Source organism: Arthrobacter sp. STN4 (assembly GCF_024539665.1).
GTDB lineage: Bacteria > Actinomycetota > Actinomycetes > Actinomycetales > Micrococcaceae > Specibacter.
The window spans coordinates 45,618-68,955 of record NZ_JAKZGX010000005.1 but is presented as its reverse complement, the minus strand read 5'-3'; the positions used below and the strand labels follow the sequence as shown (position 1 = coordinate 68,955).

At 68.8% G+C, this 23,338-nt stretch carries 20 protein-coding genes; 11 read left to right on the top strand and 9 right to left on the bottom strand.

The features are described 5' to 3' along the window. Positions 1–7: 7 nt before the first annotated feature. Both MMF96_RS05795 and MMF96_RS05790 read right to left on the bottom strand, forming a co-directional pair. Positions 8–187, bottom strand: a complete 180-nt coding sequence (locus tag MMF96_RS05795) for a hypothetical protein (RefSeq protein ID WP_176617263.1) — start codon at positions 185–187, stop codon at positions 8–10. A gap of 320 nt (positions 188–507) precedes the next feature. Next, positions 508–894, bottom strand: a complete 387-nt coding sequence (locus MMF96_RS05790; RefSeq protein WP_256882859.1) for a DUF3499 domain-containing protein — start codon at positions 892–894, stop codon at positions 508–510. 72 nt (positions 895–966) lie between these two features. Here MMF96_RS05790 and MMF96_RS05785 point away from each other — a divergent pair, with 72 nt between their 5' ends. Next, entirely contained in the window at positions 967–1,473 is a 507-nt protein-coding gene (locus MMF96_RS05785; protein WP_256127926.1) for a metallopeptidase family protein, read from the top strand. Between the two features lie 3 nt (positions 1,474–1,476). Here MMF96_RS05785 and MMF96_RS05780 read toward each other — a convergent pair whose 3' ends face one another. The 3 genes from MMF96_RS05780 to MMF96_RS05770 are packed head-to-tail and all read right to left on the bottom strand — an operon-like array spanning position 1,477 to position 7,377. After that, a complete protein-coding gene (locus MMF96_RS05780) occupies positions 1,477–3,276 on the bottom strand; it encodes a DUF5719 family protein (RefSeq protein ID WP_256882858.1) in 1,800 nt (599 codons plus the stop codon). Continuing rightward, positions 3,269–6,823, bottom strand: a complete 3,555-nt coding sequence (locus MMF96_RS05775; RefSeq protein ID WP_256882857.1) for a glycosyltransferase family 2 protein — start codon at positions 6,821–6,823, stop codon at positions 3,269–3,271. Before MMF96_RS05775 ends, MMF96_RS05780 begins: the two co-directional genes overlap by 8 nt. 29 nt (positions 6,824–6,852) lie before the next feature. Next, on the bottom strand, positions 6,853–7,377 hold the full coding sequence (locus MMF96_RS05770; protein WP_256882958.1) for a WhiB family transcriptional regulator: 525 nt from the start codon (positions 7,375–7,377) through the stop codon (positions 6,853–6,855). A gap of 520 nt (positions 7,378–7,897) precedes the next feature. Between MMF96_RS05770 and MMF96_RS05765 the strand changes: the two genes are divergently transcribed. Then, positions 7,898–8,764: a TIGR03089 family protein gene (locus tag MMF96_RS05765; RefSeq protein WP_256882856.1), complete on the top strand. Its 867-nt coding sequence runs from the start codon at positions 7,898–7,900 to the stop codon at positions 8,762–8,764. A 9-nt stretch (positions 8,765–8,773) separates the two neighbouring features. Here MMF96_RS05765 and MMF96_RS05760 read toward each other — a convergent pair whose 3' ends face one another. Beyond that, on the bottom strand, positions 8,774–9,277 hold the full coding sequence (locus MMF96_RS05760) for a GtrA family protein (RefSeq protein WP_218063144.1): 504 nt from the start codon (positions 9,275–9,277) through the stop codon (positions 8,774–8,776). A gap of 198 nt (positions 9,278–9,475) precedes the next feature. Between MMF96_RS05760 and MMF96_RS05755 the strand changes: the two genes are divergently transcribed. The 4 genes from MMF96_RS05755 to manA are packed head-to-tail and all read left to right on the top strand — an operon-like array spanning position 9,476 to position 14,144. Then, the gene (locus MMF96_RS05755; RefSeq protein ID WP_256882855.1) at positions 9,476–10,630 is read left to right on the top strand and encodes a 5-(carboxyamino)imidazole ribonucleotide synthase; all 1,155 of its coding nucleotides are present in this window, start codon (positions 9,476–9,478) and stop codon (positions 10,628–10,630) included. Positions 10,631–10,642: 12 nt separating this feature from the next. Further along, complete coding sequence (gene purE / locus MMF96_RS05750) at positions 10,643–11,197, top strand: 5-(carboxyamino)imidazole ribonucleotide mutase (RefSeq protein ID WP_256882854.1); 555 nt, start codon at positions 10,643–10,645, stop codon at positions 11,195–11,197. Positions 11,198–11,206: 9 nt separating this feature from the next. Then, a complete protein-coding gene (locus tag MMF96_RS05745; protein WP_176617271.1) occupies positions 11,207–12,853 on the top strand; it encodes an LCP family protein in 1,647 nt (548 codons plus the stop codon). Positions 12,854–12,896: 43 nt separating this feature from the next. Next, positions 12,897–14,144 (top strand): mannose-6-phosphate isomerase, class I, encoded by a 1,248-nt coding sequence (gene manA, locus MMF96_RS05740; protein WP_256882853.1) that lies wholly within the window; start codon positions 12,897–12,899, stop codon positions 14,142–14,144. Positions 14,145–14,369: 225 nt separating this feature from the next. On the opposite strand, the gene MMF96_RS05735 is transcribed toward manA, so the two are convergent. From MMF96_RS05735 to glpX, 3 genes are all read right to left on the bottom strand, one after another. Continuing rightward, entirely contained in the window at positions 14,370–15,305 is a 936-nt protein-coding gene (locus MMF96_RS05735) for a hypothetical protein (RefSeq protein WP_256882852.1), read from the bottom strand. Positions 15,306–15,553: 248 nt separating this feature from the next. After that, complete coding sequence (locus MMF96_RS05730; RefSeq protein WP_256882851.1) at positions 15,554–16,561, bottom strand: peptidoglycan bridge formation glycyltransferase FemA/FemB family protein; 1,008 nt, start codon at positions 16,559–16,561, stop codon at positions 15,554–15,556. Positions 16,562–16,705: 144 nt separating this feature from the next. Next, on the bottom strand, positions 16,706–17,743 hold the full coding sequence (glpX, locus tag MMF96_RS05725; RefSeq protein WP_176617275.1) for a class II fructose-bisphosphatase: 1,038 nt from the start codon (positions 17,741–17,743) through the stop codon (positions 16,706–16,708). A gap of 213 nt (positions 17,744–17,956) precedes the next feature. On the opposite strand from glpX, the gene MMF96_RS05720 reads away from it, so the two are divergent. The 5 genes from MMF96_RS05720 to MMF96_RS05700 all read left to right on the top strand — a co-directional run bounded on the left by MMF96_RS05720 (position 17,957) and on the right by MMF96_RS05700 (position 23,333). After that, complete coding sequence (locus MMF96_RS05720) at positions 17,957–18,592, top strand: DUF4245 domain-containing protein (RefSeq protein ID WP_256882850.1); 636 nt, start codon at positions 17,957–17,959, stop codon at positions 18,590–18,592. 29 nt (positions 18,593–18,621) lie between these two features. Beyond that, positions 18,622–19,245 (top strand): carbonic anhydrase, encoded by a 624-nt coding sequence (locus MMF96_RS05715; protein ID WP_309145222.1) that lies wholly within the window; start codon positions 18,622–18,624, stop codon positions 19,243–19,245. Positions 19,246–19,360: 115 nt separating this feature from the next. Then, positions 19,361–20,791 (top strand): class II fumarate hydratase, encoded by a 1,431-nt coding sequence (locus MMF96_RS05710; RefSeq protein WP_256882849.1) that lies wholly within the window; start codon positions 19,361–19,363, stop codon positions 20,789–20,791. 203 nt (positions 20,792–20,994) lie between these two features. Continuing rightward, a complete protein-coding gene (locus MMF96_RS05705; RefSeq protein ID WP_256882848.1) occupies positions 20,995–21,663 on the top strand; it encodes a TetR family transcriptional regulator in 669 nt (222 codons plus the stop codon). Further along, on the top strand, positions 21,660–23,333 hold the full coding sequence (locus MMF96_RS05700; RefSeq protein WP_256882847.1) for an MDR family MFS transporter: 1,674 nt from the start codon (positions 21,660–21,662) through the stop codon (positions 23,331–23,333). Before MMF96_RS05705 ends, MMF96_RS05700 begins: the two co-directional genes overlap by 4 nt. The last annotated feature ends 5 nt before the right edge of the window (positions 23,334–23,338 follow it).

Genomic DNA, 23,338 nt, shown 5'->3' with positions numbered 1-23,338 from the left:
GGCGGGGTCAGGAGGCCAGCTGCTCGGGGCGCAGCAGCAGGGGGATGCCTTCATCGATGGCGTAGCGCAGCGGCACCCCGGCCGGGCCCGGCACCGTGGTGAGCAGTTCGTTGTCCTCCTGGACCAGCGTGGATCCGGTCACCGGGCAGCGCAGCAGGCCCAGCAGTTCGTCACTCAATTTCGCCATGGATTTCTCTTCTCCTCAGGTGGCCGGCTGAAAAGGCCCTGGCTGCCCAGTCTAGTCAAGCCCCACCCCCTGCACCGACCCTCGGTTGCAACCGGGGCAAATTCTGCGGACCCTCGGTTGCAAACGGGGCATTATTTCCCGACCCTCGGTTGCAAACGGGGCGAATTCTGCGGACCCTTCGGCACGGTTGCGCGGGAGCGTTTGCCAAAAGTCCCCCGGTTGCAACCGAGCGTTCGTTGGGGCTGCCCGTGACTGGGAGGGAGTGCGGGAGCGTCGGGAAAAACACCCCCGATTGCAACCGAGCGTTGGGGGGCGGGCGGTCAGTCCCGCAGGATGTGCAGGTGGCCGCGGCGTCCCGTGGCCGGGGCTCCGCTGGGGCGCTCCAGCGTGGGGCGGGCCTCGCGCTGGGGGGCGGGTCCGGCGTCGTGCGGGTCGGCGTTGGCGGCCTCACGCACGGCGTCCGCCAGGGCCAGCAGGTCATCGGGCCCGGGCGGCGGGGGTGTGTCCGAGCGCGCCAGCCGGATGACTTCCCACCCGCGCGGGACGGTGAGCCGGGCCGAATGCTTGGAGCACAGGTCGTAGCAGTGCGGTTCGGCGAAGGTTGCCAGCGGGCCAAGGACGGCGGTGGAGTCGGCGTAGACATACGTCAAGGTGGCCACGGCCGGCTCGCGGCAGGCGGATCGGGTGCATTGACGAAGGGTTCCCACGATTCCCAAGATTACCCGTTTTGAGCGGATATTCCCGCCGCGGCGCACCTTGCCGGCGTGAACTAGAGTGAAATGATGCAGTCCAATGCCCCGGAACCAGGTTTTAGCGTCTCGTTCACCGACGGCCCTGCCGCGCCCGGACGCCCCTTTGACCGGCGCCGGCGCAACCGCCACGGCCGGGGGCTGCGCGGGCCCATCATGCTGCCCGGGCTGCCGGGGGCACGGACCCGCAGCGAAAAGTTCGAGGACCTGGTGGTGGACTCCGCCGAGCGCCTCCGCGAACTGTGGAGTGCGCAGCTGGCCGGCGTGGAATACCTTGTCGAAGAGGTGCCGGACAACCTGGAGGCGCTCATTGCCTCGGGCGAGCAGGCCCCGCTGGGCAAATACACCATGGTGACGGAGGCCGGCCATCCGCTGATTGTCATTTACCGCCACCCTGTCGAGGCGCTCTGCGACTCCCCCGGGCAGGTGCGCGAACTGGTCCACGAGGTCCTCATCGAGCAGGTGGCCGGAGTGCTGAACATTGACCCGGACAGGGTGGATCCGCTGTTTGGGCGGTTCCGGCGCGGCGGCAGCTGACCCTCAGTACCCCGTCGAGATCGCCAGGGTGTGCGACTCCGCACCGGTGCCCGCGAACGGCAGCACGGCAATGTTGGCCGACCCCTTGGTCCCGAGCAGCTGCGTGCCGTAGGCCGGCTCGCCCGCCGCCGAAACCAGCGCGGCCACGGCGTCCTTGCCCAGCAGCGCGGCGGGATCCACAACCGTCGTGACCCCGGCCCTGAGGTTGATGGTCCTGGCCGATCCCAGCACGCCCGTGGCGGAAACGGGCACCATCGTAATGGCCGCGGCTCCGGTGGGCGCGGTGAAGGCAAAGCTGGAAGCCACTCCCCCGGGCAGCGTGGCCAGGTGGTTGACACCCAGCCTGCTGCCGGACGGCGCAAGGGCAAGGTCGACGGCGCTGCCCGGCTTTGTCGAATTGGCCAGCCGGACGCCGGCCACCACGGCGGAATCGGACGTCACGCTCAGCGAGTAGGTGCCCTGCGGCAGTCCGGCCAGCGGCAGCGAACTGACCTTTCCGGCCGGGGCCGTGAACACGCCGCCGCCGGGGAGTGCCGCTTGGCCGGACGGCCCGTACGCCTTGACCGCAACCACGGCGTCCGTGGCACCCGGAACCGTGACCTGCAAGGTTGTGGAGGCGTCCGAATAGCCGTCCTGGGCGCTGATCTTGGCGGCGGCGGCCGGGTCCTGCACCTGCACGCCCGGGATCACGGTGCTCGCCGCGGGCCCCTCGACCGGTTGCAGGAAATCCACGCCGCCGGGGGTCAGCCCGCGCAGCACCGACTGCTGGATGGTGCCGCTGACGGCTCCCCCTACGCTCCTGACGTGCACCGACAGCTGCTGCTGGTCAGGCGCCAGGCCGGACAGCACCACGGACTGCACGGCACCCGGAGCAATCACCAGCGACTTGCCGCCCGGCGCCTGGATGGGGCCGGAGGCACCAAACAGGTCCAGGGACACGGTTGCCGAGCTCTGGGTGGAGTTGGCCAGCGTCAAAACGGCCGTGCGGCCCACGGTGGTGCTCGCACCGGTCAGCCAAAAATCGTTCGACGGCGTCTGGCACGTCGCCGCGGCCAGCCCCCGGAGGTCGCCGTCGGCAGCCGTCACCACCACCGAGCCGGCACTGCGCGCACGCTGCCCGGCGAAGGGCAGCGCCTTGAGCACCGAGGGTGTGCCCATCGCTTCATCCCGTACGACGGCGGCCTTCGCCTTCGCCTCTCCCGTCAGGGGCGCCAGCGTGGCTGGGGCGGAGGCGCCTGGGGACGCCGGTGGCGCCGTGGGCGTGGGCGAAACGCTGAACAGCTCCTTCGCGTTCGATCCCAGGGAGGACACCGAAGTGCCAGGGACAACGCCGTTGGCATCGCTCAGCGCCAGTGCGTTGAGCACCGTCTTGGTGGACGAGGAGTTCGGCGAAAATTGCGGGTCCGTCCCTGCCGCGGACCCGGAGAGCAGCTGCGTGGGGCCGGGGCAGTTGGCCAGTGTGACGCCGACGGGCAGCACCTCGGTGCGGGGTTTGACGGTGGCCGTGGCGTCGAAGCCCGGCAGGGCACTGCCGGCAGCCACGGCAACCACGGCGAGGGCCGCCGTCGTCGATCCGGCCAGGACGGCAGGCCAGCGGCGGGCACGCGGGCGGACCTTCCGGCGCGGCGCCCGGCCAGGCTTCGCCGCGCTGGCGGCTTGTTCCGGCGCGGCGGCTGGCTTCGCGCGCTTTGAGGCCTTCGCAGGCTTTCCCTGCCCGGCGGCGGCAATTGCGGGAGCGTCACCCGAAACCACCCCCGATTGCGCGGGAGCGTTGCCGTCCTTGTTCTTCTGGTCCTCAGACACCTCTACCTACCTTGTGCAATGATGCCTCGTCGCGGTATGCGCCGGCCCGGCCGCGGCGTGCGCGCACCGGGATGGCCAGCAGCAGGGTCAGCCCCAGCAGCACGACCTGCACCAGGCCCAACACGGCCGCCCAGGGCTCGACGTAGCGAATGTGAAGTTTTCCGCCGGCGGCCGGCAGCTCAAATGCCTGCGACCAGCCGTCCTGCACGGCCTTCAGGTCCTTGCCGTCGAGCTGCGCCTGCCAGCCTTGGTCGAACCGTTCGGCGAGGACCACGCGGCGCCCGGCAGTCCCGGCCGGCACGGTCGTGTCCACGCCCGTGCCGTTGGAGGCCACCGGCGCCACGGCGGCGCCCTGGGCATCCACCAGCCGGACACGGTTCACCACGTCGGTGGCGCCGGTCTTCTGGTACGTGGGCTGCACGCGCCACAGCCAGCCGGACTCCGTGGGGCCCACGGTGTCCAGGCCGGGCACGGCCTCAAGCTCGCCGGCCACCAGCTCGGCGGCCGTGTCCCCCTTTTGCAGGACCACAAAGCCCACGCCGAGCTGCAGGAATTCGGGCCGGGGGTCCACGCCGGACTTGGCCATCAGCGCCGCCACGGTGGTGCGCAGCATGGCCGTGGCCGCATCCGGGTCACGCACCGCTTCCGCCCCGGGCGCACCCGTGATGTCCGCGGCCGCGGCAATGGTGGACAAGGAATCCAGCGTGGTGCCCGACCCCTGCATCAGCGTGGCCTGCACCCCGCCGGCGGGAAGCACGCGCAGCACCAGGGTGCGGCTGGCCTCCGGTCCCGTGCCGCGGTCGGCCGCGGTGGCCGGAATGGAGCCGTTGTCCAACGGCGCCACCAGCGATGCCCCCGCCAGTCCGGGCGTGTTGCCGTTCAGGCTGTTGACCGTCCACAGCCCCAGGCTGGCGATGGGCGCCGCCACCAACACCACAGACAGCACGACGGCGGTGGTCCGGCTCCCGCCATGGGCCGACCCGCCGCTGTTGGCCCGGCCCGCAACGGTTCCGCCGCTTTCGGCCGGGTCGAAGGCGCGGCGGTGGACGGCGTCGAACCCCAGGAGCGCGGCGCCCAGGAGCGCGAACAGGGCCACGGAAACGGCCGGGCCGTTGAACGGGGTGGCCAGGGTGCTGCCGTCCAGGGAGACGGCCACCAGCCTCGTGGCGTAGGCGGTGGCCAGGGCCAGCAGGGCCACGAGCCACAGGGTGCGGACAGTGCCTGCGCGGCGCAGCGGCGCCAGCAGGGCGATGAACGCCACCACCACCACGGGCGCACCGACCAGCAGCACGGCCGCCCACGTCCAGACGTCCCCGGCGGCGGCAGCGGTGCCGCCAAACAGCTTCGCCAGCGGGGCCACGGCGTTGGGGAAACCAAGCAGCTGCTCCCAGGCCGGGCCGGAGTGGCCGGCCAGCGGCACGCCCGGATCGCCCAGCAGCGCCCGCAGATTGGACCTGGCGGACCAGGCGAAGGGCAGGAACAACGCGATGGGCGGCACCAGCGACCACCACATCGTCTTGCCGCGGCGGCCCAGCAACACGGAACAGATCAGCACCACCACAATGGCCGGCGCAAACAGGCTCGGGGCTGCGGCCGTGACGGCGGCAAGGGCCAGGCCGGCGGCTGCGGCGGCCGTCCATGACGGGGTGCGGTCCACGCCGGGCCGGCCCAGCTTCACCGTCAGGGGCCGGCGGAGCGTGGCAGCGGCGTCCGGTGCCGCGCCGGAGGTGCCCGGCTGCACGGCGCCCCGGGCCCGGTCCGTGCGGCCACCGGCCAGCGGCTCGGTGGTGCCGCCGGCACCGACGGCACCGCCGGCGGCCCGGACCAGGCCCAGCACCACCAGCGGGATCAGCACATGCGCCAGCAGGGCTCCCAGCCGGCCCTGGCCCATCGCGACCTGGAGCACTGGCGCCCCGGCCCAGACCAGCCCGGCGACCAGGCGCGGCCAGCGGTGGCGGGAGAACGCCCCGGCGGCCAGCCAGCCGGTGAAGGCGGAGAGCGGGATGGCCAGCAGCACCAGCCACAGCACGGCGGCGGAGCCGTTGCCAAAGCCCATGACACCGAGGATCCACAGCACAAAGTCAAACGGGTCGCCGCGGCCCGGCAGGCCCGAGCCCAGGGAAACCCACCAGTCCGTGGCGTGCTGCCAGATGGCGCCCAGCTGCGTGGACACCGGCAGCAGCCCGCCACCGGTCAGGGCGGAGGCCCCGATCAGGCGGCCCAGGACCACCAGCGAGAGCACCGCCAGCAACAGCACCAGCCCAACGGCACTGACAAGGGGCGCCGTGCGGCCGGTTGCCAGGGGCGTGACCGCCTCGTGGTGGATGTCGCCGGTGGGTTCGAGGATCGACGGCGCAGCCTGGGCGGGCCCGGCCGCCTCCTCGTCGGGTCCCACCGCTTCACGCAGGGACTTCAGCTGGTTGCGGGCCTCGGCCGACGTGGCCGTCAGGCCCTTGTGCGCAGACCGTGATTGCACCCGGCTGCGGGCCAGCGCGCGGCGGCTGCGGGCCAGGGCCAGCGGGTGGAACAGGCCGGCAAAGGTGGCGGCGAACATCTGTACCGCGTGTCCCGGCGCCTTGAGCAGGAAGCCGGCGAAAAGCCAGTACACGGCCGAGAGCACGGCACCGGCCGCCAGGAACGGCAGCTGCCACAGCGGGGCGTGCTTGAGGCGGGTAAAAATTGCGGCCTTGCGAGCGGCAACGGGCGATCCCAACGGGTGGTCGCGGTCCACCACATGGAAAACCTTCGCCCCGGGCACCACCAGCACGCGGTGCCCGGCCAGGCGGACCCGGGCACAAAAGTCAAGGTCGTCGCCCGGGCCGGGGATGGCCGGGTCAAAACCGCCGAGCTTCTCCCAGACGTCGCGGCGCACCAGCATGCCGGCGGCGTTCACGGCGAAGAAGTCGGTGCGGCCGTCGTACTGGCCCTGGTCCAGCTCGTCAAGGTTCACCAGGGCGAAGCGGTCAAACCACTTGTTGGCCTTCAGCCCGACGTCGACCAGCTTGCGCGGCTGGTCCCAGTCGAGCTGCTTGCACCCGGCCACCGTGGCGGTGGTGGAGCGTTCGACGGCGTCCAGCAGCCGTTCCAGCGCGTCCGGGGCCGGGGCGGCGTCGTCCTGCAGCAGCCAAATCCATTCATACCTCGACGCCGTCAAGGTGGCCGGGTCCGGATCGGCGGCCGCCAGCGCGGGAGCGGCGGAGTCCGCCACGACGGCACGGGAGGTGCCGGCGGAGGGGGCTCCGGCGTCGTGCCGGGAAGGGGTGGAAGGCGGTCCGGCAGGGACGGGGGCACCGGCGCCGACGGGGACCACGGCCTGCCCGGCACGCATCCTTTGGTAGTCCAGCACTGCCTTGACGGCGGCGCCGTAGCCGCCCCGCCGGCCGTCGAAGTTGATGACGCTGCCTTCGCCCAGCTCCCGGCGCAGCAGTTCCCCGGAATTGTCCGTGGAGCCCACGTCGGCGGCCAGGACGGAGGTGGCCTGGCGCGTTTGGGCCGCCAGGGCGCTTAAGACCGTGGGAAGGTAGGCACCGCCGTTGTGGGCAACCAAAACGGCAGTGACTTTTACTGCTTCAAGAATTAGACCGCTCGCTTCCGCAGCCGCCGGCGTTCACGCTCGGACAGGCCGCCCCAGATTCCAAACCGCTCGTCATTGGCGAGAGCGTATTCCAGACACTGTGCCTTGACGTTGCAGGCGCCGCACACCTTTTTGGCGTCGCGGGTTGAGCCGCCCTTCTCCGGGAAAAATGCCTCCGGATCTGTCTGTGCACACAACGCGTCCGTCTGCCAGCCTAGTTCACCTTCGCCGCTGAAGTCGTCAAGGCCGGGCCGGAATCCAATCCATACGGGTTCGGCCACGCAGATTTCCCGTGCCGCAGCACCAGACCCTCCGCTGCCGCTTTCGGATTCATGTGCCCGCAGGAATGCGGTGGCTGCATCCTCGAGGGAGTTGCGGCCGGCCGCCTCGTGGCCGGCTGCGGCCTGCGGGTCCGCCGGGTCCACAAACCAGTCCGCCGGCACGCCCTTCAACCGGTACTGCGTGGCGGCCTGCGCCTGCACAGATCCGTCACGGTCATTCTCTACACTCAGCTGCGCTTGCCCCATGGTCGTCCTCCTGAATGTTGCCGTCTTGGCTGCCACGGCCGAAGCGTCCGCCATGTGCGGCCCCTTGCACCTTCGGCAGCGGTTCGTGCGTCTAATTACATCCGTGTAAGTCTCCGTTCGTCAAGCGGGAGGGCGATCATATCCAGTTACCTGCACGTACAAGCTGCGCGCCACGCCCGGGAATTTAACGCCGACACGCGCAGAGGGGCGGGGGTTTTGATCCCCCAACTGGGAATTTCCTGATAATTTCCGCGGCATTTCGCGAGTTTCGGCGTGTCGGACATGACAGCCATGTGACGCATTTCACGCTGCAGTTTGCTTTTGTACAATCGGCGGACTAAAAGGGCGGGAATGTGGCCGCGGGAGCGGCGGGGCCACAGCGATGCGGCCGGCCGGCGCCGGGCCGCAGCCGGTCCGCGTCCGGTCCGCGTCCGGGCCGGGGCCGGTCCGCGTCCGGTCCGCGGCCGGTCCGCAGGCAGGCATGGCGCGATTCTCCCGCCCGCATGGAAAGATCGGTTCCATGGCCCAGATCCCCAGCACCGTCCCCCAGTTCCTGAACGCCCTGCGCACGCTGAACCCCACCGCGCCGCGCCTGACCTGGTACGGACCCGATTCCGAACGCGTGGAACTCTCCGGCCGGGTCCTGGACAACTGGGTGGCCAAGACCGCGAACTTCCTGGCTGACGAGCTCGACGCCGGACCCGGCACCGTGGTGGCCCTGGACCTGCCCGTGCACTGGCGGTCGTTCGTGTGGCTGCTGGCCACCTGGGCCGTGGGCGCAACGGCCGTGGTTGGCGGCTCGGCCGGCGGCGCGGGCGACGGCGACGCCGGGGAAGGCGCCGACGGCGGCAACGTGCCCCTTGGCTTCGGCCGGGCGGACATTGTGGCCACGACGGATCCGGTTGCCGCGGCCGGCAGCATCACTGCCGCGCGTGCGGCCCTGACCGCAGAAGGCGGTTCCGGCCCGGCCGGCCCCAACCCGCTGCTGGTGGCGGTGGCGCTGCCCGCCCTGGCCATGCGCTGGACGGGTGCGCTGCCCGATGGGGCCGTGGACTACTCCGGCCAAGTCAGGGCCCACGCCGACGTCCACTTCCCCGACGACGAACCCGCCGGTGACGACCCTGCATGGGAAACGTCCGCCGGCACGGCGACCTTCGCCCAGCTGCTGCCCGCGCCCACTGTGGCCCAGGACGCGAACGGGCAAGACGCGACCGGGCCGGACGCGACCGGGCCACAGCGGGTGCTGCTGGAGGCGCGGAACGGATGGGACGGCGTCGTCCGTGAGGCGCTGGCCACGTGGGCACACGGCGGGTCCATTGTGTTGCTGGACCCCTCAGCGGAAGCCACGGACCGCCTGCGCGCCACGGAAAACGTCACCCGCGGCTAAGGACGGAAATCAGGCGTTGGGCTCGGTTTCGAGGATCTGGCGGTCGTGCTCAAAGCCGGGCTCGGTGTCCAGTTCCTCGGTGAACACCCAAAAGCGGTAGGCGAAGAAGCGGAAGATGGTGCCCAGGATCAGGCCCACCACGGAGCCGGCAATGAAGTCGGCGGTGGTGGATTCAAAGCCCAGCACCCAGTGGGAAACATAGACGCACGCCCCGGCGATGGCAATGCCGACGAAGTTCATGACCACAAACATGGTGGCTTCGCGCAGCATGTTCGCCTGGCGGCGGTGGCGGAACGTCCAGTAGCGGTTGGCCACCCAGGAGAACACGGTGGCCACCACGGCGGAGATGATCTTGGCCTTGGTGGGATGCCCCGCCATGGAACCGTTGAGCAGCCAGAGGTAAATGCCTGAATCTATGACAAATGCCACGCCGCCCACGACGCCGAATTTGGCCACTTCACGCCAAAACAGGCCGAAAAGGCCCCTGATGCGTGCCGTGATTGCCTTGAACAATGGTCCTCCGTGGTGCGTGTGGCGCTGCAAATTGGCGCAATAACCCGAGGGAATGCCCCCCGTCAGCTTAAATTCTACGGCGCGCCGCACGCCCGGCCCACGCAAAACAGGCCCCGGAAAGCTGGCAGAATGCCGGGAACCGGCCTCCGCAAAAACGCAAAAGCAGGAATCGCCACGCACCTTCGGTACTCTGGGACCGTGACTTTTCCAGTAATCGGTGTTGTAGGCGGCGGCCAGTTGGCCCGCATGATGGCCCCGGCGGCCGTGGCCCTCGGTATTCATTTGCACGTCCTGGCCGAAGCGCAGGACGTGTCCGCAGTGGACGCAGTGGCCCACGCCCCCGTGGGCGACTACCGCGACCTGGAGACGCTGCGGAAGTTTGCCAGGGACGTGGACGTGCTGACCTTTGATCACGAACACGTGCCCAACGAGCACCTACAGGCGCTGATTGCCGACGGCGTGAACGTCCAGCCCCGCCCGGACGCCCTGGTGAATGCCCAGGACAAGCTCGTGATGCGCGCCGCGATTGAGCGGCTGGGCCTGCCCAACCCCGCCTGGGCCGCCGTCGCCTCCGTGGCCGACATCCACGCCTTTGGCGAGGCAAACGGCTGGCCGGTGGTGCTGAAGATGCCGCGCGGCGGCTACGACGGCAAGGGCGTCAAGGTGCTGCGCAGCGCCGCGGACGCCGCCTCCGCCGCCGACTGGTTTGAGGCGATGAAGCCGCTGCTGGTCGAAGAGATGGTCGATTTCTCCCGCGAACTGTCAGCCCTCGTGGCCCGCACCCCCTCCGGCGACGCAAGGGCATGGCCCGTGGCCGAGTCCATCCAGGTGGCCGGCGTCTGTGACGAAGTCATCGCCCCCGCCCCGGAGCTGCCTGCCGAGGTCGAGGCCGCCGCCGAATCCGCCGCCCTGCGCATTGCCGAGGCCCTCGGCGTCACGGGCGTCATGGCCGCCGAGCTGTTTGAAACGCCCGGCCGCTCCCCCGGCTACCTCATCAACGAACTGGCCATGCGCCCCCACAACACCGGCCACTGGACCATGGACGGCGCCATCACGGGCCAGTTTGAACAGCACCTGCGCGCAGTCCTGGACCTGCCGCTGGGCGCCACCGACGCCCTCGGGGACATCGTGGTCATGAAGAACTTCCTCGGCGGCGCCAACCAGGACCTCTTCAGCGCCTACCCCAAGGCCCTCGCCGCCGAGCCCACCGTGAAGGTGCACAGCTACGGCAAGTCGGTGCGCCCGGGACGCAAGATCGGCCACGTCAACGTGATCGGCTCACCGCACGACGACGTGGCCGCCGTCCGCGCCCGCGCCACCACCGTGGCAAACATCATCCGTGACGGACAGTAAGGAACTTCCAGCATGAGCACGAACACCACACCCCTCGTGGGCATTGTCATGGGGTCGGATTCCGACTGGCCCGTCATGGAAGCCGCCGCAGCGGCCCTGTCCGAATTCGGCATCCCCTTCGAAACCGATGTGGTCTCCGCCCACCGCATGCCCGCCGAGATGATCGCCTACGGCCAGGGCGCCGCCGCCCGCGGCCTGCGCGTCATCATCGCCGGGGCCGGCGGGGCGGCCCACCTGCCCGGCATGCTGGCCTCCGTCACCACGCTGCCCGTGGTGGGCGTGCCCGTGCCGCTCAAAACGCTCGACGGCATGGACTCGCTGCTGTCCATCGTCCAGATGCCCGCCGGCGTGCCGGTGGCCACCGTGTCCATCGGCGGCGCCCGCAACGCGGGGCTGCTCGCGGTGCGCATGCTCGCCTCCGGCACCGATGGGCTGGCGGCGCAGCTGGCCGGCAAGCTGGCCGAGTTCGCGCAGGAACTGAACAGCCAGGCCTCCGCCAAGGGTGCCGCCCTGCGTGAGAAGGCCGGTGCCGCCTACCCCCTGGCCATCATGGCGGAACAGGGATAAAGGAACCGTATGAGCTTCAGCAGTCCCAAGGTGTCCCGTGCCTCCGATAAGCCACCGGTGCTGACCAACCCCGTCCGGTACCCGGAATCGGCGTCGGCGCCCATTCGCTCCAAGCGGGCCTGGCTGCTGTTGGTGCTCACCCTCGTGCTGCCGGGCAGCGCCCAGACCGTGGCGGGGAACAAGCGCCTGGGGCGCGTGGCCCTGCGCTGCACACTGGTGGCCTGGGCCTTGGTGATTGCCGGCGTCGTACTGGCGCTGGTGAGCCGCGAGGAACTGCTGAACCTCTTCACGAACCCGTTGACGTCCCTGGTGCTGGTGGTGCTGCTCGCCGCCGCGGCCGTGGGCTGGGCGGTCATGTTCCTGAATACGCTGGCCATCATCCGGCCCTCGCTGCTGGCGCCGGGCATGCGCGGCATGGTCGGGGCGGCACTGGTGGTGCTCATGGTGGCCACCAGCGGCAGCCTCGGGTACGGCGCCTACCTGCTGAACACGGGGCGCAACGCCATTGGCAGCATTTTTGCCTCCGGGCCGGACATGTTGCCGGTGGACGGGCGCTACAACTTCCTGGTCATGGGCGGCGACGCCGGTGCGCAGCGGATTGGGCGCCGGCCGGACTCGATCATCGTGGTCAGCGTGGACGCCAAGACCGGCCAGGCCGCCACCATCAGCATCCCCCGGAACCTGCAAAACGCGCAGTTCTCCCCCGGTTCGCCCCTGTGGAAGGCCTACCCGGACGGCTTCAACTGCGGCGACAACTGCATCATCAACTTCCTCTACACGGACGTCACCGAACACCACAAGGACCTCTACCCGCACGCCGCCGACCCCGGCGCGGCGGCCATGATGGATGCGGCTGGCGGAGTGCTGGGCCTGAAGATCCAGGGCTATGTGCTGGTGGACATGGCCGGCTTCTCCAAGTTGATTGATGCCCTGGGCGGGGTGAAAATCAAAGCCGGCGGCTGGGTTCCGCTGACCGGCAATGACATTCCCGGCACCACCCTGCACGAACCCCCGACCGGCTGGATCCACCCCGGCCTGCAAACCCTGGACGGCTACCACGCCCTCTGGTATGCCCGTTCCCGGCAGTGGGTGCTGGAGTATTCCCGCAGCCAGCGCCAGCAGTGCATCCAGCAGGCCCTGCTCAAGCAGATGGACCCGGCCACGGTGCTCACCAAGTTCAATGCCATCGCCGACGCCGGCACGAAGGTCATCGAGTCCGACCTGCCCGCCCAGCAGCTGGGCAGCTTCGTCTCGCTGGCACTCAAGGCCAAGGGCCACGACCTCAAGCGGATGACGATCGGGCCGCCGGACTTCCCGGTCGAGTTCTCCACCTACCCCGACTTCGGTGTGATCCACAAGCGCGTGCAGGCACTGCTCAACCCCCCGCCGCCCAAGCCTGCCGCCCCCGCCGCACCGAAGAAGTCCGCTCCGGGGAGTGCGCCTGCAGCCGGCTCGCCGGCGGCAGGCGCTGCCCCTGCAGCTCCTGCTGCCCCGGCAGCCCCGGCGACGACGGCGGCCCAGGCACCTGCCGCACCGGCCACGCCGTCGAACACCCCGCCCATCACGCAGCAGTACCTGCAGCAGCTGGCCGTGAACGGCAACACCGACATGCTCGTGGCGCTGCTAGCCAACAACGGCACCTGCTCCCCGGGGTAACCTGCTTTTAGACCGATCGCCCCGCCAATTCCAGGAGTGAACAATGTTTGCGCTGACCAACACGCTGCGTGACTACCCGTGGGGATCCGCCACGGCCATCGCGGAGCTTCTGGGCACCGCTCCCGGCGGCGGTCCCGAGGCGGAGCTGTGGATGGGCGCGCACCCGGATTCGCCGTCCATTGCCGACACCCCGGACGGCCCCGTTCCGCTCGACGCGCTCATCGCCGCGAACCCTGACGCCATGCTGGGGGCCGAGGCCGCTGCCGCCTTTGGTGCGCGGCTGCCCTTCCTGGCCAAGCTGCTGGCCGCCGGCGCGCCCCTGTCCCTCCAGGTGCATCCCACGCTGGAGCGCGCCCGCCAGCGCTTTGCCGAGGAGGAAGCCGCCGGCATCCCCCGCAACGCAGCGGAGCGCAATTACAAGGATGACAACCACAAGCCCGAAATGCTTTACGCGCTGACCGACTTCGAGGCCCTGTGCGGCTTCCGGCCCTGTGGCGAGGCCGCGGCGCTTTTCCGGGCGGTGGGCGATGCCATTGACGCCTCCGGTGCGCCGGTGCCCGAACTGCTGACGCTGGTTGCCTCAACGCTGGGCGGGGGCATGGCCGAGCCCACCGTGATCCGCCTTGCGTTTGAGGCCTTGATCGGCGGCGGGGATGCTGCCCGCGACCTGGTGGAGCTCGCCGCCGCGGCTTTGGCGCGGCAGGAGCCCGGCGGGGGGATGGACCCGGCGCTGCGCACCGTCGTCGACCTTTCCCGGCAGTACCCGGGCGACCCGGGCGTGCTGATTTCGCTGCTGCTGAACAGGGTCTCGCTGGTGCCGGGGCAGGCCGTCTACATGCCCGCCGGCAATATCCATGCCTACCTGTCCGGGCTGTGCGTGGAAGTCATGGCGTCTTCGGACAATGTGTTGCGCGGCGGTCTGACGGGCAAGCATGTGGATGTGCCGGAGCTGCTGGCCACCGTGGACTTCAAGTCCACCGCTGTCCCGTTTGTGCCGGTCCGCACCACCGAGCTGGGTCAGCAGGTCTGGGAGCCGCCCTTCAAGGAATTTGCGCTGCAGCGGGTGGAACTGGCCCCGGATGGCGAACCGGTGCCGCTGGTGCAGAACGGGCCGCTGGTGGTGCTGGCCGCCTCCGGCGCCGTGCTGCTCGACTCCCCCCGCGGCGACATGGTCCTCCCCCGCGGCGCCTCGGTGTTTGTGCCGGCGGTGGAAAATCCGGTCATGGTCCACCCGCATGTGGATGCCGCGGGTCAGCCGTCGGTGGTCTTCGCCGTGACGGTGGCCGGCTAGCTTGCCGGGAATTTGCGGCGGGCCGGGCGGGTTTCCCGGCGCCGGCTGAGCCCCTGTGGCGGGTGCGGGCGCTGCCGGGGCCTTCCTCCAGCCTTGTGAATTCGATGGTTCATGCAATGCGGGCTGAATGCCGATCAGCCCACCGAAGCTGCACCGCCGAATCCGATCCGGGCCCACAACCCACCGAAGCTGCACCGCCAGTTTCCCGGACTGATGCCCACCTGACTACCCGGGGTTCCATCCGTGCTCCCGGAGAGCCTCTCTGAACATTCCGGCCACCCAGGCGTCCCCGCGCTGCATGTCCTTCTTGAAGACCTTGACCTGCAGCCAGCCACGGGCAGCCGTCCGCATGTCCCTGTTCCGGTCGAACAGCTGTTTCTCGGGGGTCAGGTGCACTTCGCCCTCATACTCGCCGCAGACGCGGAATTCTTCACATGCAAGGTCGGGGAAAACCGTCCGTTCCCCTGGAGCGCCCGGAATTCTGTGGTTCGTGGTGAATTCCGGCAGGCCTGCCCGCTGGAGCAGCAGGCGCAACCGGGTTTCCGGGGGTGAATCGACGCCCACCCTCATCAATTCCATGGCAGCCTGTGCATTCCCCAGCCCTCGAATGAACCGCTTGGAGGCGATGTAGGCCCGGAGCCCGGCGGCCGTAACGATGGCAATTTTGGGGGCCTCGAAATCCCTGTCGTGCTCGCAGATCAGATGGTCGGCAGCGGCCACCAGCTCGCCCAGGGTGAGAATCGCGGACAAGTCCAGAAGGGTCCTGGCCGGCGTGGTGACGGGAATCCCGTCAACCAGCGTGCATTCTTCCGGGGACAGGGCCCGCTTATGCCCTGTGACGCCCTTTCGCCGGGGGATCATGGTTCCGGCGGGCCGCGTCAGGTGGACCGACCTCGCCTGCTCATGGACATACGGCATGGGGATCCCGTGCAGGATGGCGGCCGACGTATGCGAGATATAGTTCTCCACCCCGAGCTCCGTATAGGGCCGGACCCGGTCGCGATAGCTTTGCTGCGCTCCGAGGGGCACCCTGATTTCGCGGCTGGGTACGTAGAGGTCCTTTGCCCGCATGCGGCTGATGGTCAGGCCGCCGCGGGCCCCTTCACTTCTGGTGAAGGACCGCATGGCCAGGTGTGGCGGCAGCTCCGGTCGGTGTCCCATGCCCAAATTCTTCGGCAAAAAGGGAAATCCCGCCGAAAGTTATCCACACCCAGCCTTCCGGCGCACTGGTCCAAAATTGACGGTGCAGCTCATGCGGGTTGGCGGCCCACCGGCCCGCTTTACCTGCACCGCCGAATTCGGAGCGAGGCCGCAGCCCGCCTTACCTGCACCGCCGAATTCGGGCCCAGGCCGCAGCCCGCTTTACCTGCACCGCCGAATCCGGAAGACACCCCCCCGGACACGGCCGACTACCGCTTGAGCAGGCCCCGGGCCTTCCGTACCGCCTTGCGGGCCAGCGGCAGCGCCTTGGCGAACACGGGGTACAGCGGCGACAGCCCCTTGTCCCAGGTTCCGGCCAGCATGTCCTCGTGGTCCGCGAAGCCGAACTTGAACTTGGAGACGCCGTCGTTGAGCAGGCCGTTGAAATCGTAACGGGTAATGCCGCGGGCCTTCATCTCCTGGATGGCCAGCCACTTCAGCGAGAAGTTCGCGCGCAGGTTGCTGCCGGCGTCGGTCATGCCGCCGTACAGCTCAAACGCGGTGGCGTTGCTGGCCGCCAGCCACAGGAAGGAGACGACGGTGCCGCCGTCGAACGCTGCGTAGACGGGTGAGCCCCCGCCCAGGTTGTTGAAAATGTCCAGGTAGTAGCCGTCGGCGTGGATGCCGAAGTTGGCGCGCCGGGCGGTTTCCTTGTACACGGCCAGGCACTGCGGCAGCTCGGCGGCGGTGACGGCCCGGTACGCCAGCTCCTCCCGGCCCGACTTGCGGATGTACTGCCGCGTCTTCTTGGACATCGCGGCCAGGAGTTCGTCCTCGCTGCGGTTCAGGTCCAGGATGAGGGTGCGCGGGATCAGGATGGTGCTGTCGCTGCGCTGCCACCCGGCCGACGGCAGCCCTGCCGTGGGCAGGGCGGCGACGTCCCAGTCAGGTTCAATGCTCAGCGCCACGGATCTGTGGACGGTCTTCACATGCTGTGCGACGGCGTCAAGCACCGCGATCTCCCGGCCCGCCGCGGCCTGTGGTCCCCTTGCCAGGTAGGCCAGCGACCGGAAGGGGAACGGCAGCTTGCGCAGCAGGATCTGGGCCGATCCGACGAGCGCGCCGGCCGCGTCCTTGACGAACACCCGGTCAACGCTCCAGTTGTGCGCGGCCTTCGTTTCGCCCCAACCCCACAGCTGCATGGGGTGCCCCTGCTGGCTGTTGACGGCGGAATCCCACTGCTCCCGGACATGGCAAGGCACAACACTCAAAGTCATGCTTCAACCCTACCGGCTGACGGCGCCCGGACCCGATCCCGCGGCGGAGCCGGCATTTTTACAGGTAACGCAAAGGAGACGCCAAAGGCCGCCCGCGGCCGGGCCTGCCGAAATCAGGGTCTCGACAGGCCCGGCCGGCGGGTACTAGGACCGGCGGGCGTAGGTCTCCCACTTGTGTGCCTGGTGCTCGCCCTCGACAAAGCGGACGGTGCCGGACTTGGAGCGCATCACGATCGACTGGGTCAGCACGCGGCCCTTGTCGTAACGCACACCGCGCAGCAGGTCGCCGTCGGTGATGCCGGTGGCGGCGAAGTAGCAGTTGTCGCTCGTGACCAGGTCGTTGGTGGACAGAACGCGGTCCAGGTCGTGGCCGGCGTCGAGCGCCTTCTGCTTCTCGTCGTCGTCAGTGGGCCAGAGGCGGCCCTGGATGACGCCGCCCAGGGTCTTGATGGCACAGGCGGCCACGATGCCCTCGGGCGTTCCGCCGATGCCCATGAGTGCATCCACCCCGGTGCCTGCGCGGGCGGCGGCAATGGCGCCGGCCACGTCGCCGTCGAGGATGATCTTGGTGCGGGCGCCGGCGTCGCGGATTTCCTGGATGAGCGGCTGGTGGCGGTCGCGGTCCAGGACCATGACGGTGAGCTGGTTGACCTTCACGCCCTTGGCCTTGGCGATCAGGTGCAGGTTCTGCTTGACGGGCAGGCGCAGGTCCACCATGTCGGCGGCTTCCGGCCCGGTGACCAGCTTTTCCATGTAGAACACGGCGGAGGGGTCGAACATGGTGCCGCGTTCGGCCACTGCCAGCACGGCCAGGGCGTTGTTGATGCCCATGGCGGTCAGGCGGGTGCCGTCGATGGGGTCCACGGCGACGTCGCACTCGGGGCCCGAGCCGTCACCCACCATTTCGCCGTTGAACAGCATGGGGGCCTCGTCCTTTTCGCCTTCGCCGATGACCACAACGCCGTTGAAGTGGACCGTGGAAAGCAGGGAACGCATGGCGTCGACGGCGGCGCCGTCGGCCAGGTTTTTCTCGCCGAAGCCAACCCAGTGGCCGCCGGCAATGGCGGCCGCCTCGGTGACCCGGACCAGTTCCAGTGCGAGGTTGCGGTCCGGCTCGTCGTCACCGACTGCCAGGGAGCGGGAGAGCTGGGAAAAGTCTAGTTGTGATGCTTTTTGAGCCACGTAAAAACCTCATTATGTGAAGTAGGAACAGGGTCACCGCGTGCCACGGTGCACGCCCCTCCCGTATGGACACCTACTCCATCAATCATAGGCGCACCGAGGCCCGCCGGGCCCGTGTGTAACACCGCATTACCTGCCCACAGGCCAAACGTGAGCTGGGCCACGGCGCCGGCGCCCGGCGTCGTCGGAGGAATTTTCTGGGAGAATGGAGGCGTGACTGATTCCCCCCAGAACGCCCCGGTCAAGCCCGTCATCTCCCCGGGCGCCGCCAAGCGGGCCAACGCCTCCATGATCGGCATGCTGCTGGCTGTGCTGTCCACCTTCGCCATTGTGCTGACCATTGTGTGGCTCAACCCGCACCGCGACGCCGCCTCCTACCGCCAGCCGGTGGATGTGGCCGCCATCGCCGCCAATGCCGCGGACCCCGCGGGCTTCCAGCCGGCCACCCCCAAGCTGCCGTCCGGCTGGTACGCCAACTACGCCCGGTGGAACGCTGCCGGGGCCGACGGCGTGGCCTACTGGGATGTGGGGTTTGTCACCGCCGACGACACCTTCATTGCGCTGCGGCAGTCCGCGGACGCCAACCCGAGTTGGGTCGCCGCCCAGGCGGAAGACGCCGCCGTGACGGGCACGCGCACCATTTCCGGACACACCTGGGAACTGCGTGATAAACCTAAAGGTGACCGCAGCCTGGTGCTCAAGGTCGGCGGAACCACCATTGTCCTGACCGGGGCGGCCGAGTTCAAGGACTTCGACACCCTGGCCGCGGCTGCACTTGCTTCCACCGGTGCCCAGGCGCATCCCTCCACGGCGGCATCCACCTCGACTGCAAAGGACGCAAAATCATGACTGGCGGCGAAGACGGCAACATCAACGCAATTTCCACCCCGCACACCCCCGCGGAGGCTTGGACCACCCTCATGGACGGCAACCGCCGCTTCGTGGAGGCCAGCGCCTCGCACCCGAACCAGGACGCTGCCCGGCGCGCGTCCCTGCTGGCCACCCAGCACCCCTTCGTCATGATCTTTGGCTGCTCGGACTCGCGCCTGGCCGCCGAGATCATCTTCGACCTGGGTCTGGGCGACGCCTTTGTGGTGCGCACCGCCGGCCATGTGATCGACAACACCGCGCTCGGCTCGCTTGAGTATGGCATCGAGTACCTGGGCATCCCGCTCGTCGTGGTCCTGGGCCACGACAGCTGCGGCGCCGTCACGGCCACCAAGGGCGCCGTGGCGACCGGGGACATGCCGGCCGGATTCGTCCGCGACCTCGTTGAGCGCATCACCCCCTCGGTGCTGGCCTCCCTGCGCAAGGACAAGGACAGCGACGTCAACTCCATGGTGGAGGAGCATGTGAAGCAGACCGCCGCGCGCCTCGTGGAAAACTCCCCCATCATCGCCAACGCCGTGGCACGGCAAAAGACCGCTGTCGTCGGGTTGACCTACCGCCTCGACGAGGGCCGCGCCGACCTCGTGTACAGCAACGGCCCCATCTCGCACTAGGCCGGCCCCGGCGCAAGGTAGGACGACGGCGGAGCCCAGGGTTCCGGCGTCGTCCTTTCCTTAACACGGTGGCCGGGTTTTTGGGAGCATGCGCGGCGGCGATATGGTAGGAAGCATGACTGACACTGCCGCGGCCACCGCACAAGAGTTCCGTATTGAACATGACACGATGGGCGAGGTCCGGGTCCCGGTCAACGCCCTCTACCGCGCCCAGACGCAGCGCGCCGTTGAGAACTTCCCGATCTCGGGCAAGACGCTGGAGCGGGCGCACATCGAGGCGCTGGCCCGGATCAAGAAGGCTGCCGCGCGTGCCAACGAGGACCTCGGCGTGATTGACGCCGACCTGGCGGACGCCATTGCCGACGCCGCCGAGCGCGTTGCCGCCGGCGAGTTTGACGGCCACTTCCCGATCGACGTCTTCCAGACCGGCTCCGGCACGTCGTCGAACATGAACATGAACGAGGTCATTGCCGAACTCGCCACGCGGGCGCTGAAGGCAAAGGGCAGCGACAAGGTGGTCCACCCGAACGACCACGTCAACGCCTCGCAGTCCTCGAACGACGTCTTCCCCACCTCGGTGCACGTTGCCGCCACGAACGCGCTGCTCAACGACCTCATCCCGGCCCTGACCTACCTGGCGGCGTCGTTCTCCCGCAAGGCCGACGAGTTCAAGGACGTGGTGAAGTCCGGCCGCACGCACCTCATGGATGCCACGCCCGTGACGCTCGGCCAGGAGTTCGGCGGCTACGAGGCCCAGCTCCGGTACGGCATTGAGCGCATCGAGTCCTCCCTGCCGCGCGTGGCCGAGGTCCCGCTGGGCGGCACCGCCGTGGGCACCGGCATCAACACCCCGGCCGGCTTCCCGCAGCGCGTCATCGCGCTGCTGGCCGAGGACACGGCCCTGCCGATCACCGAGGCCCGGAACCACTTCGAGGCCCAGGCCAACCGCGACGGGCTGATCGAGGCTTCCGGCCAGCTGCGCAACATTGCGTACTCGGTCATGAAGATCGCCAACGACCTGCGCTGGCTCGGCTCCGGCCCCAACACCGGCCTGGGCGAGATCGCCATCCCCGACCTGCAGCCGGGCTCCTCCATCATGCCGGGCAAGGTCAACCCGGTCATCTGCGAGGCAGCCATCATGGTCGCCGCCCAGGTGATCGGCAACGACACCACCATCGCCCTGTCCTCCACCAACGGCGCCTTCGAACTCAACGTCGGCATCCCGGTCATGGCCGCGAACCTGCTCGAGTCGATCCGCCTGCTGACCAACACGGCCCGCGTCATGGCGGACAAGATGGTGGACGGCATCACCGCCAACGTGGAGCGCGCCCGCTTCCTGGCCGAAGCCTCCCCCTCGATCGTGACCCCGCTGAACAAGTACATCGGCTACGAGAACGCCGCCAAGATCGCCAAGCATGCCATCAAGGAAGGGCTGACCATCCGCGAAGCCGTCCTGGCCCTGGGCTTCGTGGACCGCGGCGAACTGACCATGGAGCAGCTGGACCAGGGCCTGGACGTCATGGCCATGACCCGCGCGCCCAAGTAACCTCTCCTCTTCCTCACCCGCGCGGTGAGGGCGTGCCAGGCTGCTGGCGGCGGGTGAAATTTCACCCGCCCCGGACGGCATGGCACGCCGCCGTCGTACTTTCCCCTGCATGGGGTGACGAATGCTACCCTTCGACAATTTTGCACCTTTACTTAAATAGTGCAAACTTTTACTTTGTGACTGAAAGTGCAAATATTTGTGGCGTGCATGGACTCCGTGCACGCAAGCGCGAGGCAACCCGGTCCGCCATCACCTCGGCGGCCCGGCGGTTTACCGCGACGCGCGGACTCAACGGCTACACGGTTGAGCAGCTGTGCGAGGACGTCGGCATCTCCCGCCGGACGTTCTTCAACTACTTCCCGTCCAAGGAAGACGCCATTGTGGGGCACCTGCTGGACGAGTTCCCGGCCGATGCCCTGGCGGCCTTCCTGGCAGGCGGCAGCGCCGGACCGGGCGGCAGCGCCGGGCCGGGCGCGGAACGCGGGCCGCAAGGGCTGAGCCGGGACCTGCTGCGCGACCTGTTCGAGCTGACGTGCGCCATGGCCGATGAGATGGACTTCACGCGGGAAAACGTCCACGCGCTCATCGAGGTCATGAAGGTGGAACCCCAGCTCATGATCAAGATGATGGGCAGCGCCGAATCCCGGGAGCACGACTTTGCGGACATCATCGCCCAGCGGGAGGGCCTTGCCCCCAATGACCCGGTCGCCTTGCTGGTGGCAGGCCTGTTCGGCAACCTGTCCCGCCGCGCCAGCCACCGGTTTTTCTCCGAGGGCAACACCCTGCAGTACCGCGACATCCTGGCCGGCCACCTGGCCCAGGCCCGGCAATTCTTTGTTTATTCCGATCTGACCTATGAAGGGACCAGATGAGCACCGCCATCAAGGCAGGGCAACCCCTCCTGCTGACCCAAAGGAGGATCTGGATCATCTTCTCCGCGCTCATCGCGGGCATGCTGCTTTCCAGCCTCGACCAGACCATCGTCTCCACCGCGATGCCCACCATCGTCGGCAAGCTGGGCGGGGTGGAACACCAGACGTGGATCACCACCGCCTACCTGCTGGCCACCACCATCGTGATGCCCATCTACGGCAAGTTCGGCGACATCCTGGGCCGCCGGAACCTGTTCCTGGCCGCCATCGCCATCTTCACGCTGGCCTCCGTGGGCTGCGCCTTCGCCACCGGCTTCTGGGGCTTCGTGGTCTTCCGCGCCGTCCAGGGACTCGGCGGCGGCGGCCTGATGATCCTCTCACAGGCCATCATCGCGGACATCGTCCCGGCCAACGAGCGCGGCAAGTACATGGGCCCGCTCGGTGCCATCTTCGGCCTGGCCGCCGTGGCAGGTCCCCTGCTGGGCGGCTACTTCGTGGACCACCTGACCTGGGAATGGTGCTTCTACATCAATATCCCGGTGGGCATCATCGCCTTCGTGATCGCGTTCTTCACCCTGACGCTGCCGAACAAGAAGGCGACGATGAAGATCGACTTCATGGGCGTGGTGTTCCTCTCCATCGCCACGACCTGCCTGATCTTCTTCACCGACTTTGGCGGCAAGGCCGGCGGCTGGACGTCGCTGACCACCTGGAGCTGGGGTGCCGGCCTGGCCGCCGCCGTCGCACTGTTCATCTTCACCGAGGCCCGCGCCGAGGACCCGATCATCCCGCTCGCGCTGTTCAGGAACCCCATCTTCCTCAACTCCACGGCGATCGGCTTCGTGCTGGGCATGGGCATGTTCGCCGCCTTGGCGTTTGTGCCCACGTTCCTGCAGATGTCCTCGGGCACCTCCGCCGCGGAATCCGGACTGCTCATGCTGCCGATGATGGCCGGCCTGATGGGAACGTCCATCTGGTCCGGCATCCGGATGACGAAGACCGGCAAGTACAAGATGTTCCCGATCGCCGGTTCAGTGCTGACCATTGTCACCATGTGGTGGATGACCACGCTGTCCGCCGACACGCCCATCTGGGTCATCTGCGCCCAGCTGTTCGTGTTCGGTGCCGGCCTGGGCCTGATCATGCAGATCGTGGTCATCGTGGTGCAGAACTCGGTCCCCGCCGCCCAGCTGGGCACCGCCACCAGCACGAACAACTACTTCCGCGAGGTTGGTTCCGCCCTGGGCGTGGCCGTCTTCGGCGCCATGTTCACCACCCGCCTGGCCAACTCCCTCACGGAACTGTTCACGCAGGCCGGGGCGTCCCCGGAGCAGGCCGGCAAGTCGATGGCCACGCTGGACCCGCAGGCGCTGGCGCAGCTGCCCCCGGCCGTCAAGGACGGCATCATCAACGCCTACGCCAACTCGCTGGCGCCCGTGTTCTGGTACCTGATCCCGTTCATGGCCATCGCGCTCATCCTGGCGCTGACCATGAAGGTCATCCCACTCTCGGACACCGCCGGCATGGTGGCCCGCGGCGAGGCGGTTGGCGGCGAGGAGGCGGACCGCCTGGAGGCCGAGCGCGCGGGAGCCGCCGGCGCGCTGCTGCCGGCCCACGACAAGTCAGGGCCGGGCGAGACCGGGCCGGGCCAGGCTCCGGAGCAGCTGTAACCCTT

Coding starts and splice junctions, on each gene's coding strand:
- MMF96_RS05795 (WP_176617263.1), bottom strand. CDS start 187: ATGGCGAAATTGAGTGACGAACTGCTGGGCCTGCTGCGCTGCCCGGTG.
- MMF96_RS05785 (WP_256127926.1), top strand. CDS start 967: ATGATGCAGTCCAATGCCCCGGAACCAGGTTTTAGCGTCTCGTTCACC.
- MMF96_RS05770 (WP_256882958.1), bottom strand. CDS start 7,377: ATGGGGCAAGCGCAGCTGAGTGTAGAGAATGACCGTGACGGATCTGTG.
- MMF96_RS05765 (WP_256882856.1), top strand. CDS start 7,898: ATGGCCCAGATCCCCAGCACCGTCCCCCAGTTCCTGAACGCCCTGCGC.
- purE (WP_256882854.1), top strand. CDS start 10,643: ATGAGCACGAACACCACACCCCTCGTGGGCATTGTCATGGGGTCGGAT.
- MMF96_RS05745 (WP_176617271.1), top strand. CDS start 11,207: ATGAGCTTCAGCAGTCCCAAGGTGTCCCGTGCCTCCGATAAGCCACCG.
- manA (WP_256882853.1), top strand. CDS start 12,897: ATGTTTGCGCTGACCAACACGCTGCGTGACTACCCGTGGGGATCCGCC.
- MMF96_RS05735 (WP_256882852.1), bottom strand. CDS start 15,305: ATGGGACACCGACCGGAGCTGCCGCCACACCTGGCCATGCGGTCCTTC.
- MMF96_RS05730 (WP_256882851.1), bottom strand. CDS start 16,561: ATGACTTTGAGTGTTGTGCCTTGCCATGTCCGGGAGCAGTGGGATTCC.
- MMF96_RS05710 (WP_256882849.1), top strand. CDS start 19,361: ATGACTGACACTGCCGCGGCCACCGCACAAGAGTTCCGTATTGAACAT.
- MMF96_RS05700 (WP_256882847.1), top strand. CDS start 21,660: ATGAGCACCGCCATCAAGGCAGGGCAACCCCTCCTGCTGACCCAAAGG.